Source organism: Chelatococcus sp. KU-N122 (assembly GCF_055391085.1).
On sequence record NZ_AP043981.1, the window covers coordinates 3,783,341 to 3,809,204 of the forward strand.

Sequence of the window (25,864 nt, forward strand, 5' to 3'; positions counted from 1 at the left end):
AATACGTCGAGCGACTGTCATGAGACGGAGATCGTCTGTCCGTTGACCATTCTGGCGCCGAACGAGGCGAGGAAGACGACAGCGCTGGCGATGTCCGCCGGTGTGCCGGGGCGGTCCTGCATGTACCGCTCCATCATCGCCCGCTGGTCCGCATCGAGAGCCTCGTATCGCTCGCGTACGCGTGCGCCATCCTCAGTCAGGATGAAGCCGGGCATGACGATGTTGACGGTGATCCCGTGGGGCGCCAGGTCCTGGCTCAGCTGGTTTGTCAGGCCATGGATGCCGCCCTTGGCCGCGCAGTAAGCCAGGCGGACCGCCGACGTGCCCAGGGGACCGGGCGAGCCGAGATAGGTGCGAGACGAAAAATTGATGATCCGACCGCCCTTCTGGGCCCTCATTGCCGGAACAACTGCGCGGCAGCAGTAGAAGGTCGTCTTGAGATTCTGGTTCACCACCGAGTCCCAAAGCTCGTCAGTGACGTCTTCGATGTCGCGAATGCCGACATTGCCGCTGCCGCCGGCGTTGTTGACGAGGACATCGACCCGTCCGAAGGTCTTCAGCGTTTGCGCCACCATCGCGTCCGCGCTTGCAGAAGCGGTAAGGTCCGCGCCTATGGCCAAGGTGTTCTGTCCCTGAGGGTCGAGCGACGCAGCCGTCGTCACGACCTTGTCCTTGTTGACGTCAACGAGGACCACTTTCGCGCCCGCACCGAGAAAGGCTTCGGCGATTGCACGGCCAAGGCCCTGCGCGGCGCCGGTCACGATACATACTTGGTCTTTGCCGGACATCTGAAGAACTCCTGTCGGGGCATGGGGAGCGGCTCTTACCGATGCCGGTCGGCCGGTCAGAGCACGCGCTGATCAGCCGCGAACGTGGCAGGACACGGCATGACCGTGCTCCACCTCGCGTAGCTGCGGACGCTCGCCCAGGCAGCGGTCCAATGCGATGGGACAGCGCGTGTGAAACTTGCAGCCGGGCGGAGGATCGAGCGGGCTCGGAACCTCTCCTTCGAGCAGCGGTCGATCCTGGTCGATGGAAGGGTCCGCCTTCGGCGCCGCTTCCAGGAGGGCCTCGGTATAGGGGTGCCGCGGCGTGAGGTAGACCTGAGACCGCTCGCCGATTTCGACGATCTCGCCGAGATACATCACCGCGACGCGATCGGAGATATACTCGACCACCGCCAGGTCGTGCGCGACGAACAGCAGGCTCACGCCCAGTTCCGACTTGAGATCCATCAGCAGGTTGACGACCTGCGCCTGCACCGACACATCCAGCGCCGACACCGCCTCGTCGCAGATGATCAGCTTGGGCCGTATGGCGAGCGCGCGCGCAATGCCGATGCGCTGCCGCTGACCGCCCGAGAACTCGTGCGGATAGCGGGACATCTGGTCGGGGCGCAGGCCGACGAGCTGGAACAGCTCGCGCAGCCGCCTGTCGATGTCCTCGCCGTCCCGCAGGCCGAAGTTCCGCAACGGCTCGGCGACGTTGTCCGCGGCCGTCATCCGCGGGTTCAGTGATGAATAGGGGTCCTGGAATACGACTTGCAGATCGCGGTAGTGCCGACGCATCTGGCCGCGGCCGAGATGGCTGATCCGGTTGCCGTCCAGATAGACTTCGCCGCGGGTCGGGCGTTCGAGCCCGAGGACGATGCGCGCCGTGGTCGACTTGCCGCAGCCGGATTCGCCGACCAGGCCGAGCGTCTCGCCCCGGTTGATGACGAAGGAGATGTTGTCGACCGCCTTGACGGACCCGGTCGGGCGGCCCAGCCAGTTCGTTCCGGCAGGGAATTCCTTGCTGACGGCATCGACGCGCAGGAGCGGTTCTTGGTTCGGCATCATCGCCCCGCCTCGTGACACGCAGCCAGGTGGCCGTTGCCGAAGTCGCGCAGTTCTGGTGTCGCCGTCCGGCAGCGAGGCTTGGCGATCTGGCATCGGTCCGCAAAGGTGCAGCCGCGCCGCTCTTCGCCGAGCGGCGGCACCACGCCCGCGATCTCGGCCAGCCTTTCTCGCTTGCCGTCGGTGCCTATCGAGCCGCCCATCCTGGGGATCGAGCGCAGCAGGCCCTGTGTGTAGGGATGGAGCGGCCGACTGTAGAGATCGGCGACCGGCGCCTGCTCGACCTGCCGCCCCGCGTACATCACGATGACACGCTGCGCCATGCCGGCGATCACGCCCAGATCGTGTGTGATCAGCATGATGGAGGCTCCCGTCGTGTCCTTCAGGTCGCGCATGAGCCTGAGGATCTGCGCCTGGGTGGTCACATCGAGCGCCGTGGTGGGCTCGTCCGCGATGAGCACTGCGGGATTGCATATGAGCGCCATGGCGATCATCACGCGCTGGCGCATGCCGCCCGACAGCTGGTGCGGATAGTCATTCAACCGCCTCGCCGCGTCGGGAATGCGGACGAGGTCGAGCATCTCGATGACGCGCCGTCGGCGGCCGGTCCGATCCATCCCGCTATGCTGCCGCAGCGGCTCGGCAAGCTGGCGCCCGATCTTCAGGGCCGGATTGAGGGCCGTCAGCGGCTCCTGGAAGATCATCGCGATCTCGGCACCGCGGATCTGCCGCATCTCGCGTTCCGCCAGCCCGATGAGCTCGCGGCCCTTGAGACGGATCGAGCCGGCGGTGATGCGGCCATGCGGTTGCGGCAACAGCTGCATGATCGACAGCGAGGTCAGGCTCTTTCCGCAGCCGCTTTCTCCGACGATGCCAAGCGTTTCGTTGGCGTGGAGGCCGAAGGAGACCCTGTCCAGGGCGCGGAGCTTGCTGTTGCCCTTGACGAACTCGGTGACGAGGCCGTCCACTTCCAGCACAGCTTTTCGGTCGGCTTGAAGCATGCCTATCTCCGGTTCGCCGCCTTGGGGTCCAGGACGTCGCGCAGACCGTCGCCAAGGAGGTTCACGGCCAGAACGGTGATCGACAGGAACAGGCCGGGGAAGATGACCGTGTGGTAGGCGATCTGAAACAACGCCCGGCCGTCGGAGATCATTCCACCCCAGCTCGGGACGTTGGGCGGCGTGCCTGCACCAACGAAGTTGAGAATGGCTTCGATGATCATCGCTGACGCCCAGATGTAGGTCGCCTGCACGACAAGCGGCGCGATCGTGTTCGGAAGCACGTGCTTGACGAGCAGCCGTGGCAGCGGCGCGCCCGACACGATGGCCGCCTCGACGAAGGGTTGGTCGCGCAACGACAGCACGATTCCCCGCACCAGGCGGGCCGTTCGAGGCAGTTCGGCGGCCGTGATGGCGGCAATGACGTTGATCACGGACGGGCCGGCGAGGGCCATCAGGGCGATCGCGAGCATGACCGGCGGGATCGACATGAACCCGTCCATGATGCGCATGACCACGTTGTCGACGTGCCGCAGGAAGCCGGTGACGAGCCCGATCGCAAGTCCCAGCGAGATCGAAACGATCGCCACCGAGGCGCCCACGACGAGCGAGATGCGGGAGCCGTAGACAACCCGGCTGTAGACGTCGCGGCCGAGGGCATCCGTGCCGAACCAATGTTCAGGGCTAGGCGGCCGCAGGCGCAGCGCCGGGGCCATCTTCAGCGGATCGACCGTTCCGAGCCAGGGCGCCAGCAGCGACATGAGGAAGACCAGCAGCAGAATGACGCCGCCGGCCACGATCGACTTGTGCTCGCGTAGCGCGGTTCCGAAGTTGCCGAACGCGCGGCCACCGGCCGGCGCCTGGGCGGGTGTCTCCTGGGTAACCGCCATCGCTCAGTACCGGATCCGCGGATCGAGGAGGGGATAGCTGAGATCGACCAGGAGGTTGACGATGATGTAGATCAGGGAGAACAGGAGCACGAGCCCCTGGATGACGGGATAGTCACGCCGCGTAATCGCATCGACCGTCATCGTTCCCAAACCTGGGAGTGCGAATACGGTTTCGGTCACGATCAGGCCGCCGATCAAGAGCGCCACCGAAAGACCTATCACCGTCACGATCGGAATCGCGGCATTCTTCAGCGAGTGGACCCCCAGGACCTCCCACGGCGGCAAGCCCTTAGCGCGCGCCGTTCTGATGTAATCCTGCGTCAGGACTTCGATCATCGCCGCCCGCGTCACGCGTGCGAACAGCGCGATCAGGACGAGGCTGACGGTTGCCGTGGGCAAGATCATGCGCTCCAGAAATGGCCAAACCCCATCTCGGATCGACGTAAAGCCTTGCACAGGCAGCCAGCGCAGCTGCACGGCAAAGATCAGCATCAGAAAATAGCCGATGACGAAGCCCGGCACCGAGAAGGCAAAGACGGCGCCGCCGATGACAAACCGGTCGAGACGAGAGCCGGCTTTCCAGGCCGCCGCCACCCCGAGCGGCACCGCGATCGTCACGGAGACGATGAGCGAGAGGAGCGCCAGCGAGATCGTGGGCTCGAGGCGCTGGCCTATCAGGTCGACGACCGGCAGACCGGTGAAGACGGAGCGGCCAAGATCCCCTTGGGCCAGCGCCCCCGCCCAGAGCCGGAAGCGGACATGGAAAGGCTCGTTCAGGCCGAGGGCCTCGCGCGTCGCGGCAATCTGTTCCGGAGTGGCGTTTTCTCCTGCCATGTTGATGGCCGGGTCGCCGGGCATCACGACGAACAGCGCGAATACGACCACCGCGACGATGATCAGCACGGGGATGGTGGATAGAAGCCGGCGTACGATGTAGCTCAGCATGCCTCAGCCCCCTCGGACGTCCACGACAGTGCCGGACACGTAGGAGGCGCCGGGCCCGCTCAGAAACCGAACGACCGACGCGACCTCCTCGCCACTCCCGACGCGGCCCATGACGATCTGGTTCAGGATCAGCTTCTGGAGGGGCTCGTCGAGCGAATTGAACTTCTTCGTCAGGCGCGCATTCTCGCCCGGCAGGATCATGCCGGGAGCAACCGCGTTGACGCAGATCCCGAATGGCGCCAGCTCCTTGGAGAGCTGGATGGTGAGCCCGACGATCGCGGTCTTGGCGACCACGTAGGGCAGACGGCCGGAGATCGTGGTCAGCGGGCCCGGCACGCCGGTGCGCACCGACGAAGACATGTTGACGATGCGGCCGCTTCCCTTGTCGCGCATGCCCTGGGCGAACTCGCGGCAGAAGCGCATGGATGAGGTGACGTTCAGGTCCATGACGAACTGCCAGATCTCGTCGGTGACCTGCTCGATGGCGGGCGTCGGCGTCGATCCGGAGCCCCCGGCATTGTTCACGAGGATGTCGGGATGGCCCATGTCCGTGCGGATGGCGGCGCAGGTCGCCGTGACGGCCGCCGGATCGACCACGTCGCACGAATACGCCTTCGCCGATGCCCCCTCGATCGGAGAGCCGAGCGAGGTGATATCGATCGGCGCGATGTCGACGGCCGCCAAGCTGGCCCCGGCTTCGAGCAGCGCCCTGGCGCAGGCTGCGCCGATGCCGCTCGCAGCCCCCGTCACGACTGCCAATTGCCCAGCAAGTTCGGTCATGCTGCATGCCCCCCGTCAAAGCGCGACATCAGCGCCCCCCATGCACGTCGATCGTCGCGCCGGAGACGTAACCGGCCTCGTCGGAGGCGAGATAGGCAACGGCAGCGGCGATATCCGTGACCTCGCCGAGCCGTCCGAGCGGCACCAGCTTGAGCGGCGAGTGGTCCTTCTCTTCGAGCGCTGCGAAGAATGGCTCCAGTCGTTCGGTCCGGATCGGCCCCGGCGACACCGCATTGACCGTGATGTTGTAAGCAGCCAGTTCCAGCGCGACGTGCCGCGTGAACCCGTGGACACCGGCCTTGGATGCGCCGTAGGCGGCGTTGCCGGAATAGAGCGCGGTCCAGGGCGTGCCGTTGCGGGCGCCCGAACTCATGGAGATGATGCGTCCGCTGCGCCGCTGCATCATGGCGGGGGCGACGGCGCGGGTGCACAGGAACATCGAGCGCAAATTGAGCCGGATGCAGGCGTCCCAATCGTCGACCTTGGCCTCCCAAATCCGGCCGGAGAAGCCTCCGCCGACATTGTTGACGAGGATGTCGACCGGTCCGAGCACTGCCGCCGCCGCCGCGAAGAGGTGACCGACCGATGCTTCGTCCGTGACGTCGCCGGCGCCGAGGTAGCAAGCTGCTCCCCCGCCTTTGATGACGTCAGCGGTCCCGCCGAGCCCCGTCTCGTCGACGTCGAACAGCGCGACGGACGCTCCTTCCTGGGCAAGCCGGACAGCGACGCCGCGGCCAATTCCATTCGCCGCGCCGGTGACCGCCGCGACTTTGCCCTCCAACCGGCGCGGCGTCATGTGGCCACCTTGCGAATATTCTCGAGTATCCACCTGGCATACGCCGTCATGCGGTAGTCTTCGTGCAACTGACCCATGATCTGCACGCCGACCGGCATTCCTTCGGCCGCCATCATCGGGATCTGCACCGTGGGGGCCCAGAGCATCGACGTCGGCAGGTTGTAGGATGGATCGCCCGTCGGCAGCGGTCGTTTCCGCCCGGCCTGATCGCTCGAGACGTCGCTGAGCGGCGCGGGCCCGGGCGTGGTGAGGCTGATGACGGCGTCCGCCAGGGGCGCCAACCGTGCGTGCATGCGCTGGGCATGGCTGCGCAGGAGCAGAAGCCGCCGGTAGTCGTCCACGCTCATCGTCCGCGCCATCGCCAGCTGATTGCGCGGGCTGTCGCTGAGCTGGTGGGGATAGAGGCGGACGAGGTTTTCGAGCAGCCACCGGTTCTCGAATGCGAGGAGCGGCGCGACGATTGCCAGCGTATCGGCGATCGATGCCTCGAACTCCTCGATGAACGGGTGATCGCCTCGCCGCAGAACCGTCACGCCGCTCGCACGGAGCTGGTCCAGGATGGCCTGGAACCCGTCGCGGGTGCTCTCATCGGTCACCGCCCAGCCGGCGCTCTCCATCATGATCAGGCGGCCGGGCATCACCGGAAACGGCGGCTCGGCGCCACCGAACAGTCCCGGATGCCCGGGGTCGCCGCCGGTGCGATTGGCGATCTCGATGGCGACGAGCCACATATCCTCGATCGCGTTGGCGTGGACCCCGTAGCAGCTCTGGCTGTAGCCCTGCCGCTCGCCACGGTGAATCGCGCCGAAGGTCGGCTTGATCGCGACGTTCGCGCAGTAGGAGGCAGGCCGCAGGATCGAGCCGCCGACCTGCGTGCCGATGGCGACCGGAACCATGTTTGCACCGACTGCGGCGGCCGAGCCGCTGGACGAGCCGCCGGGGGTGCGCCGGGCGTCGAAGGGATTGACGGTCGCGCCGGGATGGGCGCCACCCAGCTCGGTGGTCACGACTTTTCCCATGACGACGGCGCCGGCGTCGCGGAGCGCCTGGACGCAGGCGGAATCGAGCCCCGACGTCGCGTCGTCGTTGCCGGCGATACCCTGGCCCGTCGGCATGTCCTTGGTCTCGATCAGGTCTTTGATCGCGACCGGCATGCCGTCGATCGGCGAGAGAGGCTTGCCGGATATCCAGCGCGCGGCCGAGGCGGCGGCATCTTGCCGGGCGGCGTCGAAGCGCGTCGCCTTCCAGGCCTTCACCTCGGGCTCGCGTTCCGCGATCGTCGCCAGGCAGCGCTCCAGATACGCGGCTGGGCTGTCCTCGCCCTTGGCGAAGGCCGCTGCGGCGTCGTGAAAGGTCAGAGGCGTCCAGCGGTCGGGATGGTAGGCGGTCTGTTTCATCCGTTCCGGCTCCGCTCCTGAATGAGAAGGCCGCCGGACGGCAGCACCTCGACCGTTTGCCCGTCCAGGACCAGCGTCGTGGCGTCGAGCTGGGTCACGATGCACGGCCCTTCGAACCGCGATCCGGAGGGCAGGAGGGCCCGGTCGTAGACGGGGGCATCGACGTCGCCACTCGCCAGCCGCATACGGCTGCGCGTGGTCATGGCCTCTGTCACGGAGCCCTGAGACGGCGCCGGAGGAAGCTTTGGCGGTGGGAACTTGCCGACGGCGTCGACCCGAAGCGTCGTGATCTCGACCACCGTGTCGCGCTGGGCGAAGCCGTACATGCGCTCGTGCGCTTCGTGGAAGGCCTCGACCGTCGCCTCCACTTCGGCCGCTCCGGAACCGTCCCCTCGCCACGGCACCGTCAGCTCGTAGCCTTGGTTGCGGTAACGGAGGTTGGCCATGCGCCGCGTCTCCCGCGCGGCGGCGGGCACCCGCTCGTCGTCCATCCAGGCGATGGCGGAACTGCGCAGATCGTCGAACACGCCGGCGAGCGCACCGTAGTCGACCGCATCCGACCGTTGCAGCGAGGTGCGCGTGAACTCGGCCTTGAGGTCGGACGTCAGGAGGCCGATTGCCGACAGCACGCCGGGAGCGGGTGGCACGAGAACGCGTCCGATACCCATGGCGCGCGCCAGCGAACCGCCGTGCAGCGGTCCCGCCCCGCCGAAGGGCACCAGCACGAAGTCGCGGGGATCGAAGCCGCGCTCGATGCTGACGACGCGGATGGCGCCGACCATATTGTTGTCGGCGATCTGGAGGATGCCGCGCGCGGCATCCTCGACGCTCATGCTCAAGGGGTCGGCGATCTTGACGCGGATGGCCTCTCGCGCCGCCTCGATGTCCAGCTCGAAGGCGCCGTTCAACAGGTATGGCGGCAGATGGCCGAGGGCGGCATGGGCGTCGGTGACCGTCGGATCGGTCCCGCCACGGCGGTAGCAGACCGGCCCCGGGCGCGCGCCCGCGCTTTCCGGTCCGACCGTCAGCGCGCCGGCCACGCCGACACGCGCAATCGAGCCGCCGCCCGCCCCCACAGTGGTCAGGTCGACCATCGGCACGCCGACCGGCCAGTTGCCGACCTGGCCGCGGCCGGTCAGGCCGAGCTCGCCCTGGTGGATGAGGCTGATATCGGCCGAGGTCCCGCCGATGTCCACGCCGATGAGGTTGCGCTCGCCGGCCAGTCCGCCGGTATAGATCGCCCCGACGACTCCGGCGGCCGGGCCCGACAGCACCGTTTCGACCGGCCGCGCCCGCACCACCCTGGCCGAGGCCACGCCGCCGGACGACTTCATCAGCAGCAGCGGCGCATTCAACGCCCGGTCGGAGATCCGCTGTTCCAGCTGCCCGACATAGGTCGAGACTGCCGCCATCACATAGGCGTTCAGGTTCGTCGTCATGCTGCGTTCGTATTCGCGAAACACCGGCATGATCTCGCTGGAGACGGACACCAGCAGATCCGGCTGCTCTTCACGCAGGATCTCGGCAGCGCGGCGTTCGTGAGCGGCGCTGGTGTAGCTGTTGATGAATACGACGGCGACGGCCTTGATGCCGGTCGCCGCGATCTGGTTGGCGGCGCGGCGAACGGCCTCTTCGTCAAGCGGCGCCAGCTCCTCGCCGTGAATGCCGAGGCGGCCACCGATTTCCCAGATGTGCTGAGGCTTCACCGGCCGAGTCGGCTTCACCCAGCTGTGCAGGTTATGACCTCGCGGAACATCCTGACGACCGATTTCGACCACGAACCGGAAGCCCTTGGTCACCAGCATCGCCGTCGGGGCGCCCTTGGACTCGAGGATGAGGTTGGTGGCGACCGTGGTCCCGTGGAGCACACGGCCCACCGCCTCCGGCGGCTTGCCGGAGAGCGTGAGCACCTGTGAGATCCCGTCCGAAAAGCCGAGCGAAGGGTTTTCGGGCGTGGAGGGCGTCTTGGCCGTCCAGACCTGCCCGGTCCGCGGATCGACCATGGTCACATCGGTGAAGGTGCCGCCGGTGTCGACGCCGATCACGGCCCCCTGGGCGATCGTATCCACCTGGTGGCTCACGCGATCTCGTCCTTGTATCCGTTCTGATGGAAGAGCTTGGCTTCGGGGCGGTCGGCGCGCAGGCGTTCGGTCGCTGCGCCGTCCACCGCACCACCCGAAGCGTCCAGCACGACGCCGTAGTCCTCGCTCGCCCTGGCCGCGCTGACGAAGCCGCCCAGAACGTCTTGCAGGACACGCTCGACCTCGCGGTCATAGGGATGCCCCCAGCCCCCGCCGCCTCCCGTCATCACCCGCACGATGTCGCCGCGGCGCACGATCGTGCCGTCGCTGAAGGCCGGCACCACGCGTTCGCCCGGCAGGCCGGGATTGATGATGCAGCCCCCGGGCCGGCCGGCCTGGCCGCCGTTCACGCCCCAGGGCGGTGTCTCGACGCTGTCGATACGGACCGACAGCATCGCCTCGTCGGCGAGCACCTCGATCTCGCGGATGACGCCGCAGCCGCCGCGCCAGCGGCCGGGTCCTCCGGTATCCCGGTTGATCGCGTATTCCCTGATGCGCATCGGATAGTTGAGCTCGACGAACTCGCAAGGATAGTTCTCGTTGGCGACGAGATAGATCGCGTCGTTCCCGTCGGCGGTCGGGCGCCCGCCGTATCCAACCCCGACGCCGTCGGACAGCAGGAAGTATTCGCCTGATCTGTCCCTGCCGCGGAGATAGTAGATCACGTAGGCGCTGTGCGACGCGTTGGCGTTGCCCTCGGTGGCGACGGCCACGAGGCCCATGCAGGCCACCATCTGGCGCATCAGCGTGACGCCGCGAGAGCCCAGCGCTGCCGGAAACCGCGGATGCAGCAGCGAGCCGTCGCGCAGCTTCGCTTTCGGCAGCATTGCGCCCAGGCCGTCGTTGTTCATGAAGCCGAGCGTGTCGCCCATCAGATAGCTGCTCAACATCACGCCCGGCATTTTCGGGTTCATGAGCAGATTGATGGAGCCGGGCGCCTGATCGTCCGTCTCGGTGGCGTCCAGAGACAGCACGCCATCTTTGACGTCGAGGCTGTAGCGTATGCGGAACGGCCCGTTGCCTTGGCCGTCATTGTCCAGCGTCTCGGCCACGCGGTAGACGCCGTCCCTGAACACCTCGCGGGCCCGAGCCCGCGAGGCTTCGGCCACCGCCTCGATCAACCGTTCGAAGGCATCCTCCAGCACGAGAGGACCGAAGCGCGCGATCAACTCCTCGATGCGTCGCTTGCCGAGTGCGATGGCGGCCATGAGCGCGCGCATGTCGCCCCGCACCATGTCCGGAAAGCGCGAGTTCCGACAGAAGACGCGCAGGAGCTCGTCGCTGACTTGCCCGTCGCGGGCAACCCGGACCGGCGGAATGATGATGCCTTCTTGGAATATTTCCGTACAGTCGGACGACAGCGAGCCCGGACGCATGCCGCCGACGTCGTTGAAATGGGCCCAGCTTTCGACGTAGGCGACGATCCCTTCGCCGCAGAACACGGGTATGATGAAGACTTGATCGGGCGTGTGGCTGACGACGCCGTCCGATTCGTAGCAGTCATTATACCAGTAGATGTCGCCGTCGCGCATCGTTTCCGGCGGATAGAACTTCCACACAGTGCCGACCAGATCGCCGAAGCTGCCAACTCCCGAGCTGGCGATGGCCTTGCCGCTGCCCGAATAGATGCCCGTATGGAAGTCCTTCTTTTCGCGAATGAAGGCCGACATGGCCGTCCTCTCGATCAGGACTTCCATTTCCCGGACCGTCGCCGTCAAAGCACCTTTGACGATCTCGAGCGAGACCGGATCGACGAGGCGTTCGGATGTGCTTCTTGTTGCGATGGTTGCGCTGGGCTGCACGAGGATTTCTCCAGACACGTTCCAGTTTTCCGAAGAGCGGAATTCGTCCGGCGAGGATTTGGCTGAGTAGACTATTGTGCGCCCGCCGCCGCGATCCGGAAAACCTAGATTCGCCCAATGGGACTGAGGAACTTCCAAATTCTCATGGCACGATGATATTTCGAGTGACGGCAGTTGCGCGGGCGTGCAGGCTTCGCGCGCGTGCCGTCAATCGGGCTTAATATCTTGCTTCCGTTTTCGCCGAGCCTTTGATCGAACTATTCTGCGCTGCTCTGGTCGAACGATTGCATGGAGTCGATGCGTTATTGGAATGCATCCGGCAATGCATCGCTTGATGAGAAAATGTAATTTGCTGCACTCGTTGCCGGCCCCTTGAATGGTCCGAGGTCCGATCCGGCATGCAAGATTGGACGGGAGGACGGCGGGGCGGGGCGTCTGCGTCGTGGAGCTTTCCGGTGTGGCGCGGCCGGCAACAGGTTCGCATGCCAACGCAATTCCTGAATGCAGGGCTCGATGGAGTGCTCAGGACGGGCTGGGCGATCGCGGCAAGCAAGCGATCGCGGCAAGCAAGCTCGAGACGACACAAGCTGTCTTCGCGAGGTCCATGGCACCGGCTGAGTATGGCCATCGCGGATGGCCGCACGGTAATTCGAAGAAATGTCCAATGGAGAGGAGCGGATATGCTTAGACGTCGACTTGGAGCCGTGGCTGCTGCAACCATGCTGCTTGCAGCCGCGGCGCCGCTTCATGCGCAGACCGTGAATGCCGTGCTGGAAGGTGATCTCAAGGTTCTGGACCCATACGCGACCAACGCCTACATCACGCGCAACGCCTCATACCTCTACTACGATACGCTTCTCGACGTGAATGCCGCCGGTGAATTCAAGCCGCAGATGCTGGAGGGGTGGACCGTCAGCGCGGACGGCATGACTTATGACTTCAAGCTTCGCCCCGCTCTGATCTTCCATGACGGCAGCCCGGTCACGGCAGAAGACGCCGTCGCAAGCATCCAGCGCTTCCAGGCCCGCATGCCGGCGGGCAAGATGCTGGCCGGCTTCAGCAAGGAGCTGGCCGTGACGGGAAGCGACACGTTCCGGCTCACGCTGAAGGAGCCTTTTGGCCATGTGATCGCGACGCTCGCAAATCCGATCTTCGTCATGCCGGCGCGGCTGGCCAGGCAGAATCCCAACCAGCCCGTCACGGAACCGATCGGCTCCGGGCCGTTCGTGTTCAACAAGGCCGAGTGGGTGCCGGGCAGCAAGGTCGTCTTCAACAAGTTCAAGGAATACAAGCCGCGCAGCGAGCCCGCCGACGCCTTCGCCGGCGGCAAGGTGGTGAACGTCGATAAAGTCGTCTTTCGGACTATCCAGGATCCGGCGACGCGCCTGGCGGCGCTGCAGGCGGGCGAAGTCGACTACGTCGAGCGTATTCCGCTCGACCTGCTGCCGCTGATCCAGTCGGATTCGAACATCACCGTCTCCAAGCCCGCAGGCAACGCGATCAAACTCGGCTGGATTTCGCTGCAGAACGCGCACCCGCCGTTCAACGACCCGCGCATTCGGCGGGCGGCCGCCCACGCGATCAACGTCAAGGAGATCATGGCTGCGATGGGGATCCCGGCTGACATGGCGCGGCCGGACTGCCGGACGATCTTCACCTGTGACAGCATCTATGCCAACGAGGGCGGCGTCATCGCATATGACCCGGCAAAGGCGAAGGCGCTGCTTGCCGAAGCCGGTTACGACGGAACGCCGATCCTTTCGCTCCACACGACCAACATAGCCACGATCTCGACGCCGGTCTCGGTGATCGAGGATCAGTTGCGGCAGGTCGGCTTCAAGATCGATGTGGCCGCGGGCGAGTTCAATACCGTCTTCAGCCGGTGGTACAACAACGAGCCCGTGGACAAGGGCGGCTGGTCGATGCTCGTCATGCACGTCAACCGCAACGACGTGGCGAGCCCGCTCAACAATTTCTTCCTGACCAGCAATTGCAGTGGAACCTATCCGGGCAAGATCTGCGTGCAGACGGCGGCCGACGATTTCAAGGCATTCCTGGGGGAATCCGATCCGGAGAAAGGCAAGGCTCTGGCCAGAGCAATGCAGACCGACCTGTATGGTCAGGCGACGTCGCTCAGCTGGGGCCAGTTCGCGATCCCGAGCGCCTGGCGCAAGGAGCTGAAGAACTTCATCAGTCTGGGTGTGCCGATCTTCTGGAGCGTCAGCAAGTAAGCTCCCGGGCGCGGCAGTTCGCCAGCGCGACCCGCGTTGCATGTCGGTTCGGCCGAGGCGGAGGTGCGCTTACGCCATGCGCGGGTGACGTCTGCCTCGGCGGAATGATATGGGTCGATCCGCTGGAGGCGCGATCGGCAACCGCGGCAGTACGGCGGTTGCGACCGGCTCCCTGGCGTCAGCCGGCAGACCCGTGATGCGTCGTCGGTCGGATCACCGCGCGGCGACCGGGCTGACCCCGCGCTCGGCCCGCCCGTCGTCCGGCCGGATGCGTTTACGCGCCAGCCGCGCATGCGCTACACAGCCGCCCGAACCGCCTGGCGCAGGCCTCGGGGCGCGCCCGCCTCGGCCCGGCCGTGACGCCGCGGCAAGGAGAGGACACGCCCCCATGACGACAGCCCCAGAGCCTGCCATGACCTACGAGGAGGTCGTCCGCGGCCGCCGCAGTATCCGCGGCTACAAGCCCGATCCCGTGCCCAAGGCCCTGATCAGGGAGGTCATCGAGACGGCGATGCGCGCGCCGTCGTCGCTGAACACGCAGCCCTGGAACTTTTACGTGCTCACCGGTGCCCCGCTCGACCGTATCCGCGCCGGCAACACCGAGCGCAACCTGGCGGGCGTCCCCCACTCGCGCGAGTTCCGGATGCATGGCGAGTATGTCGGCGCGCACCGGGAGCGGCAGATCGAGATCGCCAAGCAGCTGTTCGCCGCCATGGGCATCGAACGGCACGACCAGGAGAAGCGCAAGGACTGGGTGCTGCGCGGCTTCCGCCAGTTCGACGCGCCGGTCTCGATCGTGGTGACCTACGACAAGTCGATCCACGGCGGCGATATCGCCCCCTTCGATTGCGGCGCCGTGGCCAATGCCATGGTCAACGCGGCCTGGTCGCGAGGCCTCGGCTGCGTGATCAACAGCCAGGGGATCATGCAGTCCCCCGTCGTGCGCGAGCACGCCGGCATTCCCGACGACCAGGTCATCATGACCTGCATCGCCATGGGCTATCCCGACGACAGCTTCCCGGCCAACGCGGTGGTCTCGCGCCGCAAGTCGGTGGACGAGGCGGCGGTGTTCGTCGGTTTCGAGGACTGAGGGCGGGGCCCCGGCCCAGCGGTGGCGGGCATCTCGATCGTCGCGCTCGACGCCGCTATCATCGCCGGCTCGCCGGAGGCTGAGCACGCGAGCACCTGCGCACGATCTGGGAGAGCTTCCATGTTGAAAGGTAAGGTCGCCATCGTCACCGGCTCGACCAGCGGCATCGGCCTCGGCATCGCCACCGAGCTCGCCCGCCTGGGCGCCGCCGTGGTCCTGAACGGCTTCGGCCCGGCCGACGAGATCGAGGCGATCCGCAGCAAGATCGAGCGCGAGCACGGCGTGCGCGCCGTCTACGACGGCGCCGACATGGCGGTGGGCGAGGCCGTGCGCGGGCTCGTCACCCGGACGATCCAGACCTTCGGCCGCCTCGACATCCTCGTGAACAATGCCGGCATCCAGTTCACCGCGCCGGTGGAGGCGTTCCCGGCCGCCAAATGGGATGCCATCCTCGCCATCAACCTGTCGGCCGCCTTCCACAGCATCGCGGTGGCCGTTCCGCAGATGAAGCAGCAGCGCTGGGGCCGCATCGTCAACATCGCCTCCGCCCATGGCCTCGTCGCCTCCACCCACAAGGCGGCCTATGTGGCGGCCAAGCACGGCCTGGTCGGCCTGACCAAGGTGGTGGGCCTGGAGACCGCCGGCACCGGCGTGACCTGCAACGCCGTCTGCCCCGGCTGGGTGCGCACGCCCCTGGTCGAGAAGCAGATCGACGACTTCGCCGCCGCGCAGCATGTCGGCCAGGAGGAGGCAGCCAAGGCGCTGCTGGCGGGCAAGCAGCCGTCGCTGGAGTTTGTCTCGGCGGCGCAGCTCGGCGGCACCGTCGCCTTCCTGTGCTCGGACGCGGCGAGCCAGATCACCGGCACGGCGATCTCCGTCGACGGCGGCTGGACCGCGCAGTAGGCGGTGTGCCGCCCGCGATCCCGCCGCCTCGGTCGGGCCGGGGTGATCGGCGCCCCCTGGCGCGCGCCGCGCCAATCGAATGATGACGGCGCCGCGGTGCCGCGCGATGCTAGAGCGCTTCGCGATTGGGTGGACACACCCAATCGCAAGAGAAGCGCTCCAGATTCAAAAAGTTATGAGCATTTCTCTGCCATTGGATGGGTCCATCCAATGGCGAAATGCTCTAGCGTGAACAGAGCGGCAAGCAGCGGGGAGGCGCGCCCATGCAGTTCCATCTCGATGGCTTCCGGGCCGGCGATCCGCATGTGGCCGTGCCCGCGCCCGACGCCATGCAGCCGGCGGATCCGCTGCCCGCCGCCGTCGACGTGCTGATCGTCGGCTGCGGGCCTGCCGGGTTGACGCTGGCGGCGCAGCTCGCCGCTTTCCCCGACATCACCACCCGCATCGTCGAGCAGAAGACGGGCCCGCTGCTGCTCGGCCAGGCCGACGGCGTCGCCTGCCGCACCATGGAGATGTTCGAGGCCTTCGGCTTCAGCGAGCGGGTGCTGCGCGAGGCCTACTACGTCAACGAGACCTCGTTCTGGCAGCCCGACGACACCAGGCCCGAGCACATCGTGCGCGGCGGCAAGGTGCAGGACACCGAGGACGGGCTTTCGGAGTTCCCGCACGTCATCCTCAACCAGGCGCGCGTGCACGACTTCTACCTCGACGTGATGCGCAACGCCCCGACGCGGCTCGTGCCGAGCTACGGCCGCCGCGTCATCGACCTCGCGGTGGCGTCCGCCGACGCCGGCGGCGCGGAGGAGGCCTATCCCGTCACCGTGCGGCTGGAGCGCCAGGACGGCGCCGGCAGCCCCGAGGTGGAGACGGTGCGGGCCCGCTACGTCGTCGGCTGCGACGGCGCCCGCAGCGCCGTGCGCACGGCCCTCGGCAACACCCTGCACGGCGATTCCGCCAACCAGGCCTGGGGCGTGATGGACGTCCTTGCCGTCACCGACTTCCCCGACATCCGCCTCAAGGCCGCCATCCATTCGGCGCACGACGGCAGCCTGCTCGTCATCCCGCGCGAGGGCGGCTACCTCGTGCGGCTCTATATCGAGCTCGACAAGCTCGAGGCGGGCGAGCGTGTCGCCGGGCGCGCCATCACCGTCGACCGGTTGATCGCCACAGCCCGGCGCATCATCAGGCCCTACAGCCTCGCGGTGAAGGAGGTGGCGTGGTGGTCGGTCTACGAGATCGGCCAGCGGCTGTGCGACCGTTTCGACGACGGCGCGGAGGAGGGGGAGGCGCCCCGCGCGCCGCGGGTGTTCATCGCCGGCGACGCCTGCCACACCCACAGCCCCAAGGCCGGGCAGGGCATGAACGTCTCCATGCAGGACGCCTTCAACCTGGGCTGGAAGCTCGCCGCCGTGCTGCGCAGCCGCAGCCCGGCCGCCCTGCTCGCCACCTATTCGACCGAGCGCCGCGCCATCGCCAAGGAGCTCATCGACTTCGATCGCGAATTCGCAAAAATGTTCAGCGCGGCGCCGAAGCGCCACGGCGCTGCCGGCGGCGACGGCATCGATCCGGCCGAGTTCCAGCGCTACTTCGTCATGCAGGGGCGCTTCACCGCCGGCACGGCGACGCGCTACGCCCCGTCGGCCATCACGGCCGAGCCGCGCCACCAGCACCTCGCCACGGGCTTTCCCATCGGCATGCGCTTCCACTCGGCCCCGGTGATCCGGCTCGCCGACGCCAGGCCCATGCAGCTCGGCCACACGGTGACGGCCGACGGCCGCTGGCGCCTGTTCCTGTTCGCCGACGATAAGGACCCGGCCGATCCGGCTTCCGCCGTGCGGACGCTCTGCGCTTTCCTCGCCGACGCGGCGGACTCGCCGCTGCGCCGCCACACGCCTGATGGTGCCGACATCGACGCCGACATCGACGTGCGCGCCGTCTACCAGCGCGGCCACCGCGACATCCCGCTCAGCGCGCTGCCGCCGCTGCTGCTGCCGCGCAAGGGCCGCCACGGCCTGATCGACTACGAGAAGGCCTTCTGCGCCGACCCGGCTGCCGGCGACATCTTCGACATGCGCGGCATCGCCCGGGAGAGCGGCTGCGTCGTCATCGTCCGGCCGGACCAGTATGTGGCGGACGTGCTGCCGCTCGGCGCGCATGGCGAGATCGCGGCGTTTTTCGCCGGGGTGATGGTGTGACGTCGATGCGCCGCGCGCCCACCACGGTCCATCTCCCTCGCCGTCATGGCCGGGCTTGACCCGGCCATCCATCAAAGCGAGCCACGTCAGCCCGCGAGGGCTGTCCGAATGGTGTTGTTTTTCAAGTGGATGGATGGCCGGGTCAAGCCCGGCCATGACGCGGCGGTGGCGGAAGGTGGCTTATCCTCGCCGTCATAGCCGGGCTTGACCCGGCTATCCATTCGTCTGGAGGCGATGGGGGCGGGCGATACCGCGCAACCTGCATTTGCCCCACTCCCCATAGGCATCTATACCTGAGCCGTGGGGTCTTGCCGACGATCGGCGCCAATCCGATCGGCACGGGCAAGGTCCGGCCGCGAGCCGGGCACGAAGGGGGGCGTTCGCCGTGGGACGTGTGCGCTTTGGGGCCGTGCGCGCGGGCGGGCCCGGTCTGGCCTTCATGCTTCCAGCGGCAGTGCTGCTGGCCTCTCCCACGCCCGCCCATGCCCAGGCCACTCCGACGGTGACGTGCCTCGTGCAGGGCAGCGCCCGATACGGCATCAACACGAGCGGGGTCTCGCTCAGTTCTCCCGGCAATGCCTCCGGCGCCTCGAACGCGACGGTGTTCGCGCAATCCCTCGGCGCCAACGGCGGCAACGACGGTGGCGTGGACGGCGGCAATGCCGGCGCGGTGACCGTCACCACGGCCGGTACCCTGTCCACGTCCGGGCTCAGCCTCGGCACGAGCGGCCAGCAGGGCCCCGGTGGGCTGATCTACCCCGCGGGCGCGGCCGTCTGGGCCCAGTCGGTGGGCGGCTGCGCCAACGTCGCGACCGGCAACGCCGCTGGCGCCGGCGGCCAAGGGGGCGCGGTCACCGTCACCGCCAACGCGGGCACGGTGATCAACCTCAGCTCGAACGTCGCGGGGATCTATGCCGTCAGCGCCGGGGGACAGGGCGCCGGCTACACCTATGACGCCAACCACAACATCGGCCCGGGCGGCACGGCGGGGACGGTGACCGTCAACTTCACCGGCACCATCAACGGGCAGGGCGCCAACGATGCCTTCGGCATCTATGCGCTGTCGGTGGGCGGCGCGTCGGGCGCGACCGACAGCAAGTATTCGGTGTCGGGCGGCGACGCGGCGATCGTCAACGTGACGCTCAACCCGGGCACGCGGATCACCATGTCCGGCGACAATTCGATCGCCGTCTTCGCGGCCAGCGTCGGCGGCCTGTCGTGGTATGCCGATGGCGGCACCTATGGCGGGCATCAGAACGGCGATGGCAAAGCCGTCACCGTCACCGCCGGCTCCAACGTCGCCATCACCACATCGGGCGAGCTGGGCATCGGCATCCTCGCCCTGAGCACCGGCGGCAATTCGACGACGACCCAGACGCCGCCGCCCAGCCTCCAGGACAACGGCGACAACGCCAAGCCCACCGATTACGCGCCGCCCGGCAATGCCGGCACCGTGATCGTGAACAACCAGGCGAGCATCACCACGGCGGGCAACGTCGCCGTCGGCATCGCCGCCGTCAGCGCCACCGGCGGCCGCGGCGCCGGGCAGCTCCTGGAGCAGGCGTCCGACCAGACCTACGTGATCGACCAGGTGGGGCAGGTGGGCTCGGGCGCGGGCACGCCCGGCACGGTGACGGTCACCAATTCGGCGGCCATCTCCACCAGCGGCGTGGGCGCCATCGGCATCCTGGGCTTGAGCCTCGGTGGCTCCGGCGGCGTGATGGACAGCAAGCCGGGCCTGCTCAACATCCTCGGCAGCAGCACCGCCGGCAGCGGCGCCGACGGCAATGTGGTGGAGATCACCGACACCGGCACCATCGCCACCACCGGCATCGCTGCCATGGGCATCCTCGCCCAGTCCATCGGCGGCGGCGGCGGCACCGCGACCGGCACCGAGGGCATCGTCGCCGTCGGCACCAACGGCGGCAGCGGGGGCATCGGCGCCGACGCCACCGTGAACAAGCTCGGCGGCTCCATCACCACCCAGGGCGACGGCGCCTTCGGCATCCTTGTCCAGTCGATCGGCGGCGGCGGCGGCAACGGCGCCAACGCGTCCGGCCTCTGGACCTCCGTCGGCGGCAAGGGCGGAGCCTCCGGCTACGGCAGCACGGCGGCGGTCACCCTGCAATCAGCGAGCGTCTCGACCGCCGGCGACTTCGCGCCGGGCATCGGCGCCCAGTCCGTCGGCGGCGGCGGCGGCAACGGCGGCTACGCCAAGACCTATTCCGTCGTCGCGCCCGCCAGCACGGCCATCGGCGGCGGCGGCGACGCGGGCGGCGCGGGCGGCGCGATCCAGATCACGGCCACCGACAGCGCCATCTCCACCACCGGGGTGCATGCGCCGGCGGTGCTGGCGCAATCGATCGGTGGTGGCGGCGGCAACGGCGGCGCCGCCGCCGTCTACTCGGCCAGCGCCGTGCTGACGGTGACCACCGCCGTCGGCGGCAGCGCCGGCAACGGCGGCGGCGGTGGCGCCGTCACCGTCACCGGCACCGGCGCCAGCTTCGCCACCACCGGCCTCGATTCCATCGGCATCCTCGCCCAGAGCATCGGCGGCGGCGGCGGCAATGGCGGCTCGGCGCTGGCGCGCTCGGAAGCCCTGCCCGCCGGCGAAACGCCGACCATCAACATCACCACCACCGTCGGCGGCACGGGCGGGGCGGGCGGGGCGGGCGGCTCCGTCACGGTGACCAATGCCGGCACGGTGACCAGCGCCGTGGCGGTGACCAACACCGGCGCCAGCGTCAATGTCAGCACCGGTTCCATCAGCACCGTCGGCGACGGCAGCATCGGCATCCTCGCCCAGTCCATCGGCGGCGGCGGCGGCAACGGCGGCGATGCCAGCGCGCTGGGCCGCGCCCTGGAGGGGACGACACCGACGATCAAGATCGGCATCGGCGACGCGGGCGCGGGCAGCAGCGGCGGCGACGGCGGCATCGTCACCGTGACCAACGGCGGCCCGGCCGGATGCACGACGGCCTGCCTCGGCACCATCGTCACCCAGGGCAACAACGCCGCCGGCATCCTGGCCCAGTCGATCGGCGGCAGCGGCGGCAATGGCGGCGCCGGCAACGGCAGCGTCAGCAGCCAGAATGTCGGCGTCGACACCGGCACGGCCATCGATCTGGCCCTGGCCGTGGGCGGCAGCGGCGGCACCGGCGGCAGCGCCGGCGGCGGCACCGGGGTCACGGTCACCAACGCCTCCGGCAGCCTCATCCAGACCAGCGGCTCGGGCTCCCAGGGGATCCTCGCCCAGTCCATCGGCGGCGGCGGCGGCAATGCCGGCGGCGGCGTCGCCGGGGCCAGCGGCGACAGCGTCCAGATGAACGTGGCGGTCGGCGGATCCGGCGGCGGCGGCGGCAGCGGCCAGCTCGTGACGGTGACCAACGCCGGCACCATCAGCACCGGCCGGCTGGTGCAGCAGACCGGCGGCAGCACCACCACCGGCGGCGATGCGGTGGGCATCCTCGCCCAGTCCATCGGCGGCGGCGGCGGCACCGCGGGCTCCTCGGACGCGGCGGCCACCATCGGCGGCCTCACCCAGATCGAGGACCTGCTGAACGCGCCGAGCAAGAGCTACGACGCCACCCTCGCCGTCGGCGGCAAGGGCGGCAAGGGCGGCAGCGGTGGCACGGTGCAGGTCACCAACACCGGCACCGTCACCACCCTCGGAGAGCGTGCCTACGGCATCCTCGCCCAGTCGATCGGCGGCGGTGGCGGCGTCGGCGGCACGGCGACCGCGGCGGCGAGCTCCGTGCTCGGCGGGCCGGGCACCGACGGCAAGTCGGGCACCTATTCGGCCAACGTGTCGATCGCCGGCACCGGCGGCGTGGGCGGTGGCGGCGGCAGCGTGACGGTGCAGGGCGGCGGCAGCGTGCTCACCGCCGGCTACGGCGCCATCGGCATCCTCGCGCAGTCCATCGGCGGCGGCGGCGGCGTGGGCGCGGAGGGCAGCGTCGCCACCGCCACCACCCTCGGCATCGGCGCTGGCTGGAGCGGCAGCGGCGGCGCCGCCGGCGACGGCGCTGCCGTCAACGTCACCGCGGGCGGGGTGACGACGCTCGGCGACGACGCGCACGCCATCGTCGCGCAATCGATCGGCGGCGGCGGCGGCCTCGGCAGCGCGGGCTGCACCAATTCCACCCAGGCTTCGGCGGGCGGCATCGCCACCACCCTGTGCTACGGCAACACCGCCGGCCTCACCGGCAATGTCGCGCCGTGGAACGACGCCTCCTCCGTCTCCATCCAGATGGGCGGCGGCGCCGGAGCCAGCGGGGCCGGCGGCGCCGTCACCGTTGCGCTCGACGGCGCCCTGTCCACCAGCGGCGCCCGCGCCATCGGCGTGATCGCGCAGTCGATCGGCGGCGGCGGCGGCCTCGCCACCCTGTCGGCCGCCAACACCGCGTCGGTCGTTCTGGCCGCCGCGGCCGGCCAGAACAACGGCGCCGCCGGGACGGTCTCCGTCACCCAAGCCGCGGGCGCCAGCCTCACCACGTCGGGCGCCGGCGGCTGGGGCATCCTGGCGCAGAGCATCTATGGCGGCGGCGGCTTCGCCGGCGACCCGTCCTTGCCGATCGGGTCGCTCACCGCCAACGCGGTCAAGAGCTCGAGCAAGGTGAACGCCAGCGCCGGCAACGTCACCGTCGATCTCTTCGGCAGCATTGCCACGACCGGGGCCAACGCCCATGGCGTCGTCGCTCAATCAGTGGGCGGCGGCGGCGGCATCGCCACGACCGGAGGCATGCTCTCCTTCGGCAACAGCGTCGATTTCCTAGGCAACACCAGCTCCGAGGGCCAGTATACCGCGACCGCCGGCACCGTGACGGTGACCGTGGAGCCCGGCGCGTCGATCCGGGCGACGGGCGCCGGCTCCATCGGCATCCTCGCCCAGAGCACCGGCGTCATCCACGGCGACAACGATTATTCGCCGATCATCGTCAACATCAACGGCACCGTCGTCGGTGGCGCCGCGGCCGGCTGCAGCGGCTGCACGGTGGCCGGCCTCGTCCTCTCCGGCGGCGGCTACGGCCAGTGGGACACCGCAAACCAGGTCACCATCGGCGCCACCGGCTCGCTCGGCACCGTCGACGGCGTGAACGGCACCGCCATCTACGCCACCGGTGGCGCAACCAACCTCACCAACAACGGCACCATCACCGGCCGGATCGAGCTCGGCGGCGCGTCCGGCACCCTGTGGAACAACGGCACGCTCAACACCGGATCGATCATCGACGTCGGCAGCGTTCAGGATGCGGGGAGGATCAATGTCGGCGGCGTCGGGAACATCGCGACGACGACCATCACCGGCGTGCTGATCTCGACCGGCACCCTTGCCATCGACATCGACAGCCGCGCGGCGCAGAAGGCGGACCTGCTCTGGGTGGACGGCCTCGCCTCGCTCGACGGCACGATCATCCCCACGGCGAAGGCCCTGCTGCCGGGATCCTATCAATTCCTGTCGGTGGCAAGCGGCAGCCCGATGGGCGTGACGTCGACCGTGCCGTCCACCCTGCTGTTCGACTGGAGCGTCAGCACCGACGCCAGCACGAACACGGCTTCGCTCACGCCGACCGCGCATTTCACGCCGGCCGGCGTGTCGCTGTCGCGCAGCGAGGCCTCTTTCGCCGGCTACCTCACCAAGGCCTGGGGCAACGCGGATCCGTTCCTCGCGCCCTTCTTCGGCTATCTCTCGCAGATGGGCAGCGCCAGCTCCTACACCACAGCGCTCCGCTCCCTCTCGCCCGAGGCGTCGCACGCCCAGGCCACCGCTTTGCTCGCCAATGCCGGCACGGTGCTGGGCGCGGCGCTGAGCTGCCCGGTGTTCGTCAACGCAGGCACCCAGCTCGGCGAGGACGAGTGCGCCTGGGCCAAGGTGACGGGCGGCTGGGCGAGCCAGGGCCAGACCAGTGACACCCAGGGTTTTCGCGTCTCCGACGTGATGTACCGGCTGGGGGCCCAGAAGGAGCTGGCGCCGGGCTGGTATCTCGGCGGCTCGTTCGGCGCCGGCCAGAGCTGGGCCTCGGCCAACAACGGCTCCAGCGGCCACGGCTTCTCGCTCGACGGCAGCGTCTCGCTCAAGCACGTGGCGGGCCCGTGGCTGTTCGCCGGCTCGTTCGCCGTGGCCCACGGCAGCTACGACAACAGCCGGTTCGTCTCGCTGCCCGGGGCCGGCATGGGCGCGGGCGTGTTCGACAGCGACAGCAGCATGACCTTCGTCGCCGGCCGCCTGCGTGCGGGCTACGAATTCGCCTTCCCGAGCTGGTACATCCGGCCCCAGGTCGACCTCGACCTCGTCTACGCCAACGCGCCGGGCTACCGGGAGCAGGGCAGCGCGAGCTACGCCCTCGCGGTGCAGGGCAGCACCCACACCAGCGTGATCGTCTCGCCCACGCTGGAGATCGGCGGCCGCTTCACGCTCGACGACGCGATCCTGCGCCCGTTCGTGAGCGCCGGGATGAGCTTCAACTCCAACGACGCGCGCGTGGTGAAGTCGCGCTTCGTCGGGGCGGGAGTGCAGGATGGCACCTTCCAGACCTACCTGAACTCCCCCGCCGTGGTTGGCAACGTCTCGGCCGGCCTCACGGTCTACGCGGCGAACGGCTTCGAGGCGAAGGCGGAGTACACGCTGTCGGCGGGCGACGCGTTCCTGGTGCAGCGCGGGAGCTTGCGGTTTGCGTATCATTTTTGAGAACTCATCGACGGGCCCTGCACCCATCAGTGCATCACAGGCAGCCTGTTGCCCGGCGAAATGGAATTGCGGGCCACTAGTGTGGTGGATCTGAAGTTCCTGCCATTTACATGGCATCCGCGGGGAGGAACTTCAGATCCATTAAACCACACTAGAATCATAGAGTTACTAGTGTGGCTTAGGAATCCGAAATTCGCTCCCAGCGCTGCCCCGAGGTGGTGCGAATTTCGGATTCGCCACACTAGTCGTTGATCGAATTTCCTGTAAGTTCGGCGCGTTTCAGGCGCGACTTCGCTCAACCTCGGGTGCGGCATGACAACTTACGTGGGACAGGGGACGACGGCGGCAGAGACCGGTCCTGATACATTTGAAAGCAGCGGTTCTTCTGCAGACGTAACGATTGAAAAATTCTCGATCGTGGATTTCTTCGAACTCGGTGATTTCGTAGAAATCACGTACAATTCTCAGTCATACTTCGGTACCTATTCAGGAACCGACGGCTCGTCATTTGTCATTTACGTCGATGGCGCCCCAGACCCCGCGAACCCGTACTTGATTGTGGGCCCTGCCCCAGTTCCAGCCGGAGAGAGCACGACGATTACGGGCGACATCTTCGTCGTCTGCTTTCTGGCCGGCACAATGATCGCCACGCCCTTCGGACAAGCCGCCATCGAGACGCTGAAGACCGGTGATCTCGTGCTCACGTCCGAGGGCATCGCCAAGCCTGTTCGCTGGCTCGCCCGTCAGACCGTCTCTACCGCCATTTCCGACCCGATGCGGGTGATGCCGATTTGCATCTCGGCCGGCGCGCTGGGTGATCATCTGCCGACCCACGACCTCCATGTCTCCGCCGACCACTCGCTGGAGCTGAATGGTATACTTGTTCAGGCCGGGGCGCTTGTGAACGGCAGCACCATTGTGCGCCGCACCGACATGCCGAAGATGTTCGTGTACTACCATGTCGAGCTCGAGGACCATTCACTGATCCTTGCCAATGGTGTGCCAGCCGAGACCTTCGTGGACAACGTGACGCGCAGTCGCTTCGACAACTATGCCGAGTTCGTGGCCCTCTATGGCGTGGTCTCCGGGATTGTCGAGGAAATGGACAAGCCTCGCGTGAAGTCGGTCCGGCAGTTGCCGGCGCGCATTCGCGAGCGGCTCGCCGCACGGGTGCCCCCCGGCGAAGCAGCGGCCTAGACGCCAGCCCCCCGAGCATGTTGGAGAAGCCAGCCG

At 68.0% G+C, this 25,864-nt stretch carries 16 protein-coding genes; 6 read left to right on the forward strand and 10 right to left on the reverse strand.

All coding sequences use genetic code 11. The annotated features are described in order from the left end of the window. Positions 1 to 17: 17 nt before the first annotated feature. From ACZ5PO_RS16930 to ACZ5PO_RS16975, 10 genes are all read right to left on the reverse strand, one after another. Positions 18 to 788: an SDR family NAD(P)-dependent oxidoreductase gene (locus tag ACZ5PO_RS16930; RefSeq protein ID WP_464195508.1), complete on the reverse strand. Its 771-nt coding sequence runs from the start codon at positions 786 to 788 to the stop codon at positions 18 to 20. Positions 789 to 860: 72 nt separating this feature from the next. Next, entirely contained in the window at positions 861 to 1,838 is a 978-nt protein-coding gene (locus ACZ5PO_RS16935) for an ABC transporter ATP-binding protein (RefSeq protein WP_464195510.1), read from the reverse strand. Continuing rightward, entirely contained in the window at positions 1,835 to 2,836 is a 1,002-nt protein-coding gene (locus ACZ5PO_RS16940) for an ABC transporter ATP-binding protein (RefSeq protein WP_464195512.1), read from the reverse strand. Before ACZ5PO_RS16940 ends, ACZ5PO_RS16935 begins: the two co-directional genes overlap by 4 nt. Positions 2,837 to 2,838: 2 nt before the next feature. Then, positions 2,839 to 3,723 (reverse strand): ABC transporter permease, encoded by an 885-nt coding sequence (locus tag ACZ5PO_RS16945; RefSeq protein WP_464195514.1) that lies wholly within the window; start codon positions 3,721 to 3,723, stop codon positions 2,839 to 2,841. A 3-nt stretch (positions 3,724 to 3,726) separates the two neighbouring features. After that, positions 3,727 to 4,668, reverse strand: a complete 942-nt coding sequence (locus ACZ5PO_RS16950) for an ABC transporter permease (RefSeq protein WP_464195516.1) — start codon at positions 4,666 to 4,668, stop codon at positions 3,727 to 3,729. A 3-nt stretch (positions 4,669 to 4,671) separates the two neighbouring features. Then, on the reverse strand, positions 4,672 to 5,448 hold the full coding sequence (locus ACZ5PO_RS16955) for an SDR family NAD(P)-dependent oxidoreductase (protein WP_464195518.1): 777 nt from the start codon (positions 5,446 to 5,448) through the stop codon (positions 4,672 to 4,674). A 28-nt stretch (positions 5,449 to 5,476) separates the two neighbouring features. Next, positions 5,477 to 6,244: an SDR family NAD(P)-dependent oxidoreductase gene (locus ACZ5PO_RS16960; RefSeq protein ID WP_464195520.1), complete on the reverse strand. Its 768-nt coding sequence runs from the start codon at positions 6,242 to 6,244 to the stop codon at positions 5,477 to 5,479. Continuing rightward, complete coding sequence (locus ACZ5PO_RS16965) at positions 6,241 to 7,641, reverse strand: amidase (protein ID WP_464195522.1); 1,401 nt, start codon at positions 7,639 to 7,641, stop codon at positions 6,241 to 6,243. Before ACZ5PO_RS16965 ends, ACZ5PO_RS16960 begins: the two co-directional genes overlap by 4 nt. Further along, positions 7,638 to 9,722 (reverse strand): hydantoinase/oxoprolinase family protein, encoded by a 2,085-nt coding sequence (locus tag ACZ5PO_RS16970; protein ID WP_464195524.1) that lies wholly within the window; start codon positions 9,720 to 9,722, stop codon positions 7,638 to 7,640. Before ACZ5PO_RS16970 ends, ACZ5PO_RS16965 begins: the two co-directional genes overlap by 4 nt. Next, positions 9,719 to 11,524, reverse strand: a complete 1,806-nt coding sequence (locus ACZ5PO_RS16975; protein ID WP_464195526.1) for a hydantoinase B/oxoprolinase family protein — start codon at positions 11,522 to 11,524, stop codon at positions 9,719 to 9,721. The genes ACZ5PO_RS16970 and ACZ5PO_RS16975 overlap by 4 nt, the downstream gene beginning before the upstream one ends. Positions 11,525 to 12,144: 620 nt before the next feature. Here ACZ5PO_RS16975 and ACZ5PO_RS16980 point away from each other — a divergent pair. The 6 genes from ACZ5PO_RS16980 to ACZ5PO_RS17005 all read left to right on the forward strand — a co-directional run bounded on the left by ACZ5PO_RS16980 (position 12,145) and on the right by ACZ5PO_RS17005 (position 25,828). Beyond that, a complete protein-coding gene (locus tag ACZ5PO_RS16980; RefSeq protein WP_464195528.1) occupies positions 12,145 to 13,755 on the forward strand; it encodes an ABC transporter substrate-binding protein in 1,611 nt (536 codons plus the stop codon). Between the two features lie 412 nt (positions 13,756 to 14,167). Continuing rightward, on the forward strand, positions 14,168 to 14,845 hold the full coding sequence (locus ACZ5PO_RS16985) for a nitroreductase (protein WP_464196872.1): 678 nt from the start codon (positions 14,168 to 14,170) through the stop codon (positions 14,843 to 14,845). A gap of 120 nt (positions 14,846 to 14,965) precedes the next feature. Continuing rightward, positions 14,966 to 15,748, forward strand: coding sequence for a 3-hydroxybutyrate dehydrogenase (locus tag ACZ5PO_RS16990; protein ID WP_464195530.1), 783 nt, complete (start codon positions 14,966 to 14,968; stop codon positions 15,746 to 15,748). Between the two features lie 263 nt (positions 15,749 to 16,011). Then, positions 16,012 to 17,943: an FAD-binding monooxygenase gene (locus ACZ5PO_RS16995; protein WP_464195532.1), complete on the forward strand. Its 1,932-nt coding sequence runs from the start codon at positions 16,012 to 16,014 to the stop codon at positions 17,941 to 17,943. Between the two features lie 439 nt (positions 17,944 to 18,382). Beyond that, positions 18,383 to 24,631 carry a hypothetical protein gene (locus ACZ5PO_RS17000; RefSeq protein ID WP_464195534.1) on the forward strand — a complete coding sequence of 2,083 codons (6,249 nt, stop codon included), beginning with the start codon at positions 18,383 to 18,385 and terminating at the stop codon, positions 24,629 to 24,631. Between the two features lie 312 nt (positions 24,632 to 24,943). Beyond that, the gene (locus ACZ5PO_RS17005; protein WP_464195536.1) at positions 24,944 to 25,828 is read left to right on the forward strand and encodes a Hint domain-containing protein; all 885 of its coding nucleotides are present in this window, start codon (positions 24,944 to 24,946) and stop codon (positions 25,826 to 25,828) included. Positions 25,829 to 25,864: the final 36 nt, after the last annotated feature.

Coding starts and splice junctions, on each gene's coding strand:
- ACZ5PO_RS16955 (WP_464195518.1), bottom strand. CDS start 5,448: ATGACCGAACTTGCTGGGCAATTGGCAGTCGTGACGGGGGCTGCGAGC.
- ACZ5PO_RS16960 (WP_464195520.1), bottom strand. CDS start 6,244: ATGACGCCGCGCCGGTTGGAGGGCAAAGTCGCGGCGGTCACCGGCGCG.
- ACZ5PO_RS16965 (WP_464195522.1), bottom strand. CDS start 7,641: ATGAAACAGACCGCCTACCATCCCGACCGCTGGACGCCTCTGACCTTT.
- ACZ5PO_RS16990 (WP_464195530.1), top strand. CDS start 14,966: ATGTTGAAAGGTAAGGTCGCCATCGTCACCGGCTCGACCAGCGGCATC.
- ACZ5PO_RS16950 (WP_464195516.1), bottom strand. CDS start 4,668: ATGCTGAGCTACATCGTACGCCGGCTTCTATCCACCATCCCCGTGCTG.
- ACZ5PO_RS16940 (WP_464195512.1), bottom strand. CDS start 2,836: ATGCTTCAAGCCGACCGAAAAGCTGTGCTGGAAGTGGACGGCCTCGTC.
- ACZ5PO_RS16995 (WP_464195532.1), top strand. CDS start 16,012: ATGCAGTTCCATCTCGATGGCTTCCGGGCCGGCGATCCGCATGTGGCC.
- ACZ5PO_RS16985 (WP_464196872.1), top strand. CDS start 14,168: ATGACCTACGAGGAGGTCGTCCGCGGCCGCCGCAGTATCCGCGGCTAC.
- ACZ5PO_RS16935 (WP_464195510.1), bottom strand. CDS start 1,838: ATGATGCCGAACCAAGAACCGCTCCTGCGCGTCGATGCCGTCAGCAAG.
- ACZ5PO_RS17005 (WP_464195536.1), top strand. CDS start 24,944: ATGACAACTTACGTGGGACAGGGGACGACGGCGGCAGAGACCGGTCCT.
- ACZ5PO_RS16930 (WP_464195508.1), bottom strand. CDS start 788: ATGTCCGGCAAAGACCAAGTATGTATCGTGACCGGCGCCGCGCAGGGC.
- ACZ5PO_RS16980 (WP_464195528.1), top strand. CDS start 12,145: ATGGCCATCGCGGATGGCCGCACGGTAATTCGAAGAAATGTCCAATGG.
- ACZ5PO_RS17000 (WP_464195534.1), top strand. CDS start 18,383: ATGCTTCCAGCGGCAGTGCTGCTGGCCTCTCCCACGCCCGCCCATGCC.
- ACZ5PO_RS16945 (WP_464195514.1), bottom strand. CDS start 3,723: ATGGCGGTTACCCAGGAGACACCCGCCCAGGCGCCGGCCGGTGGCCGC.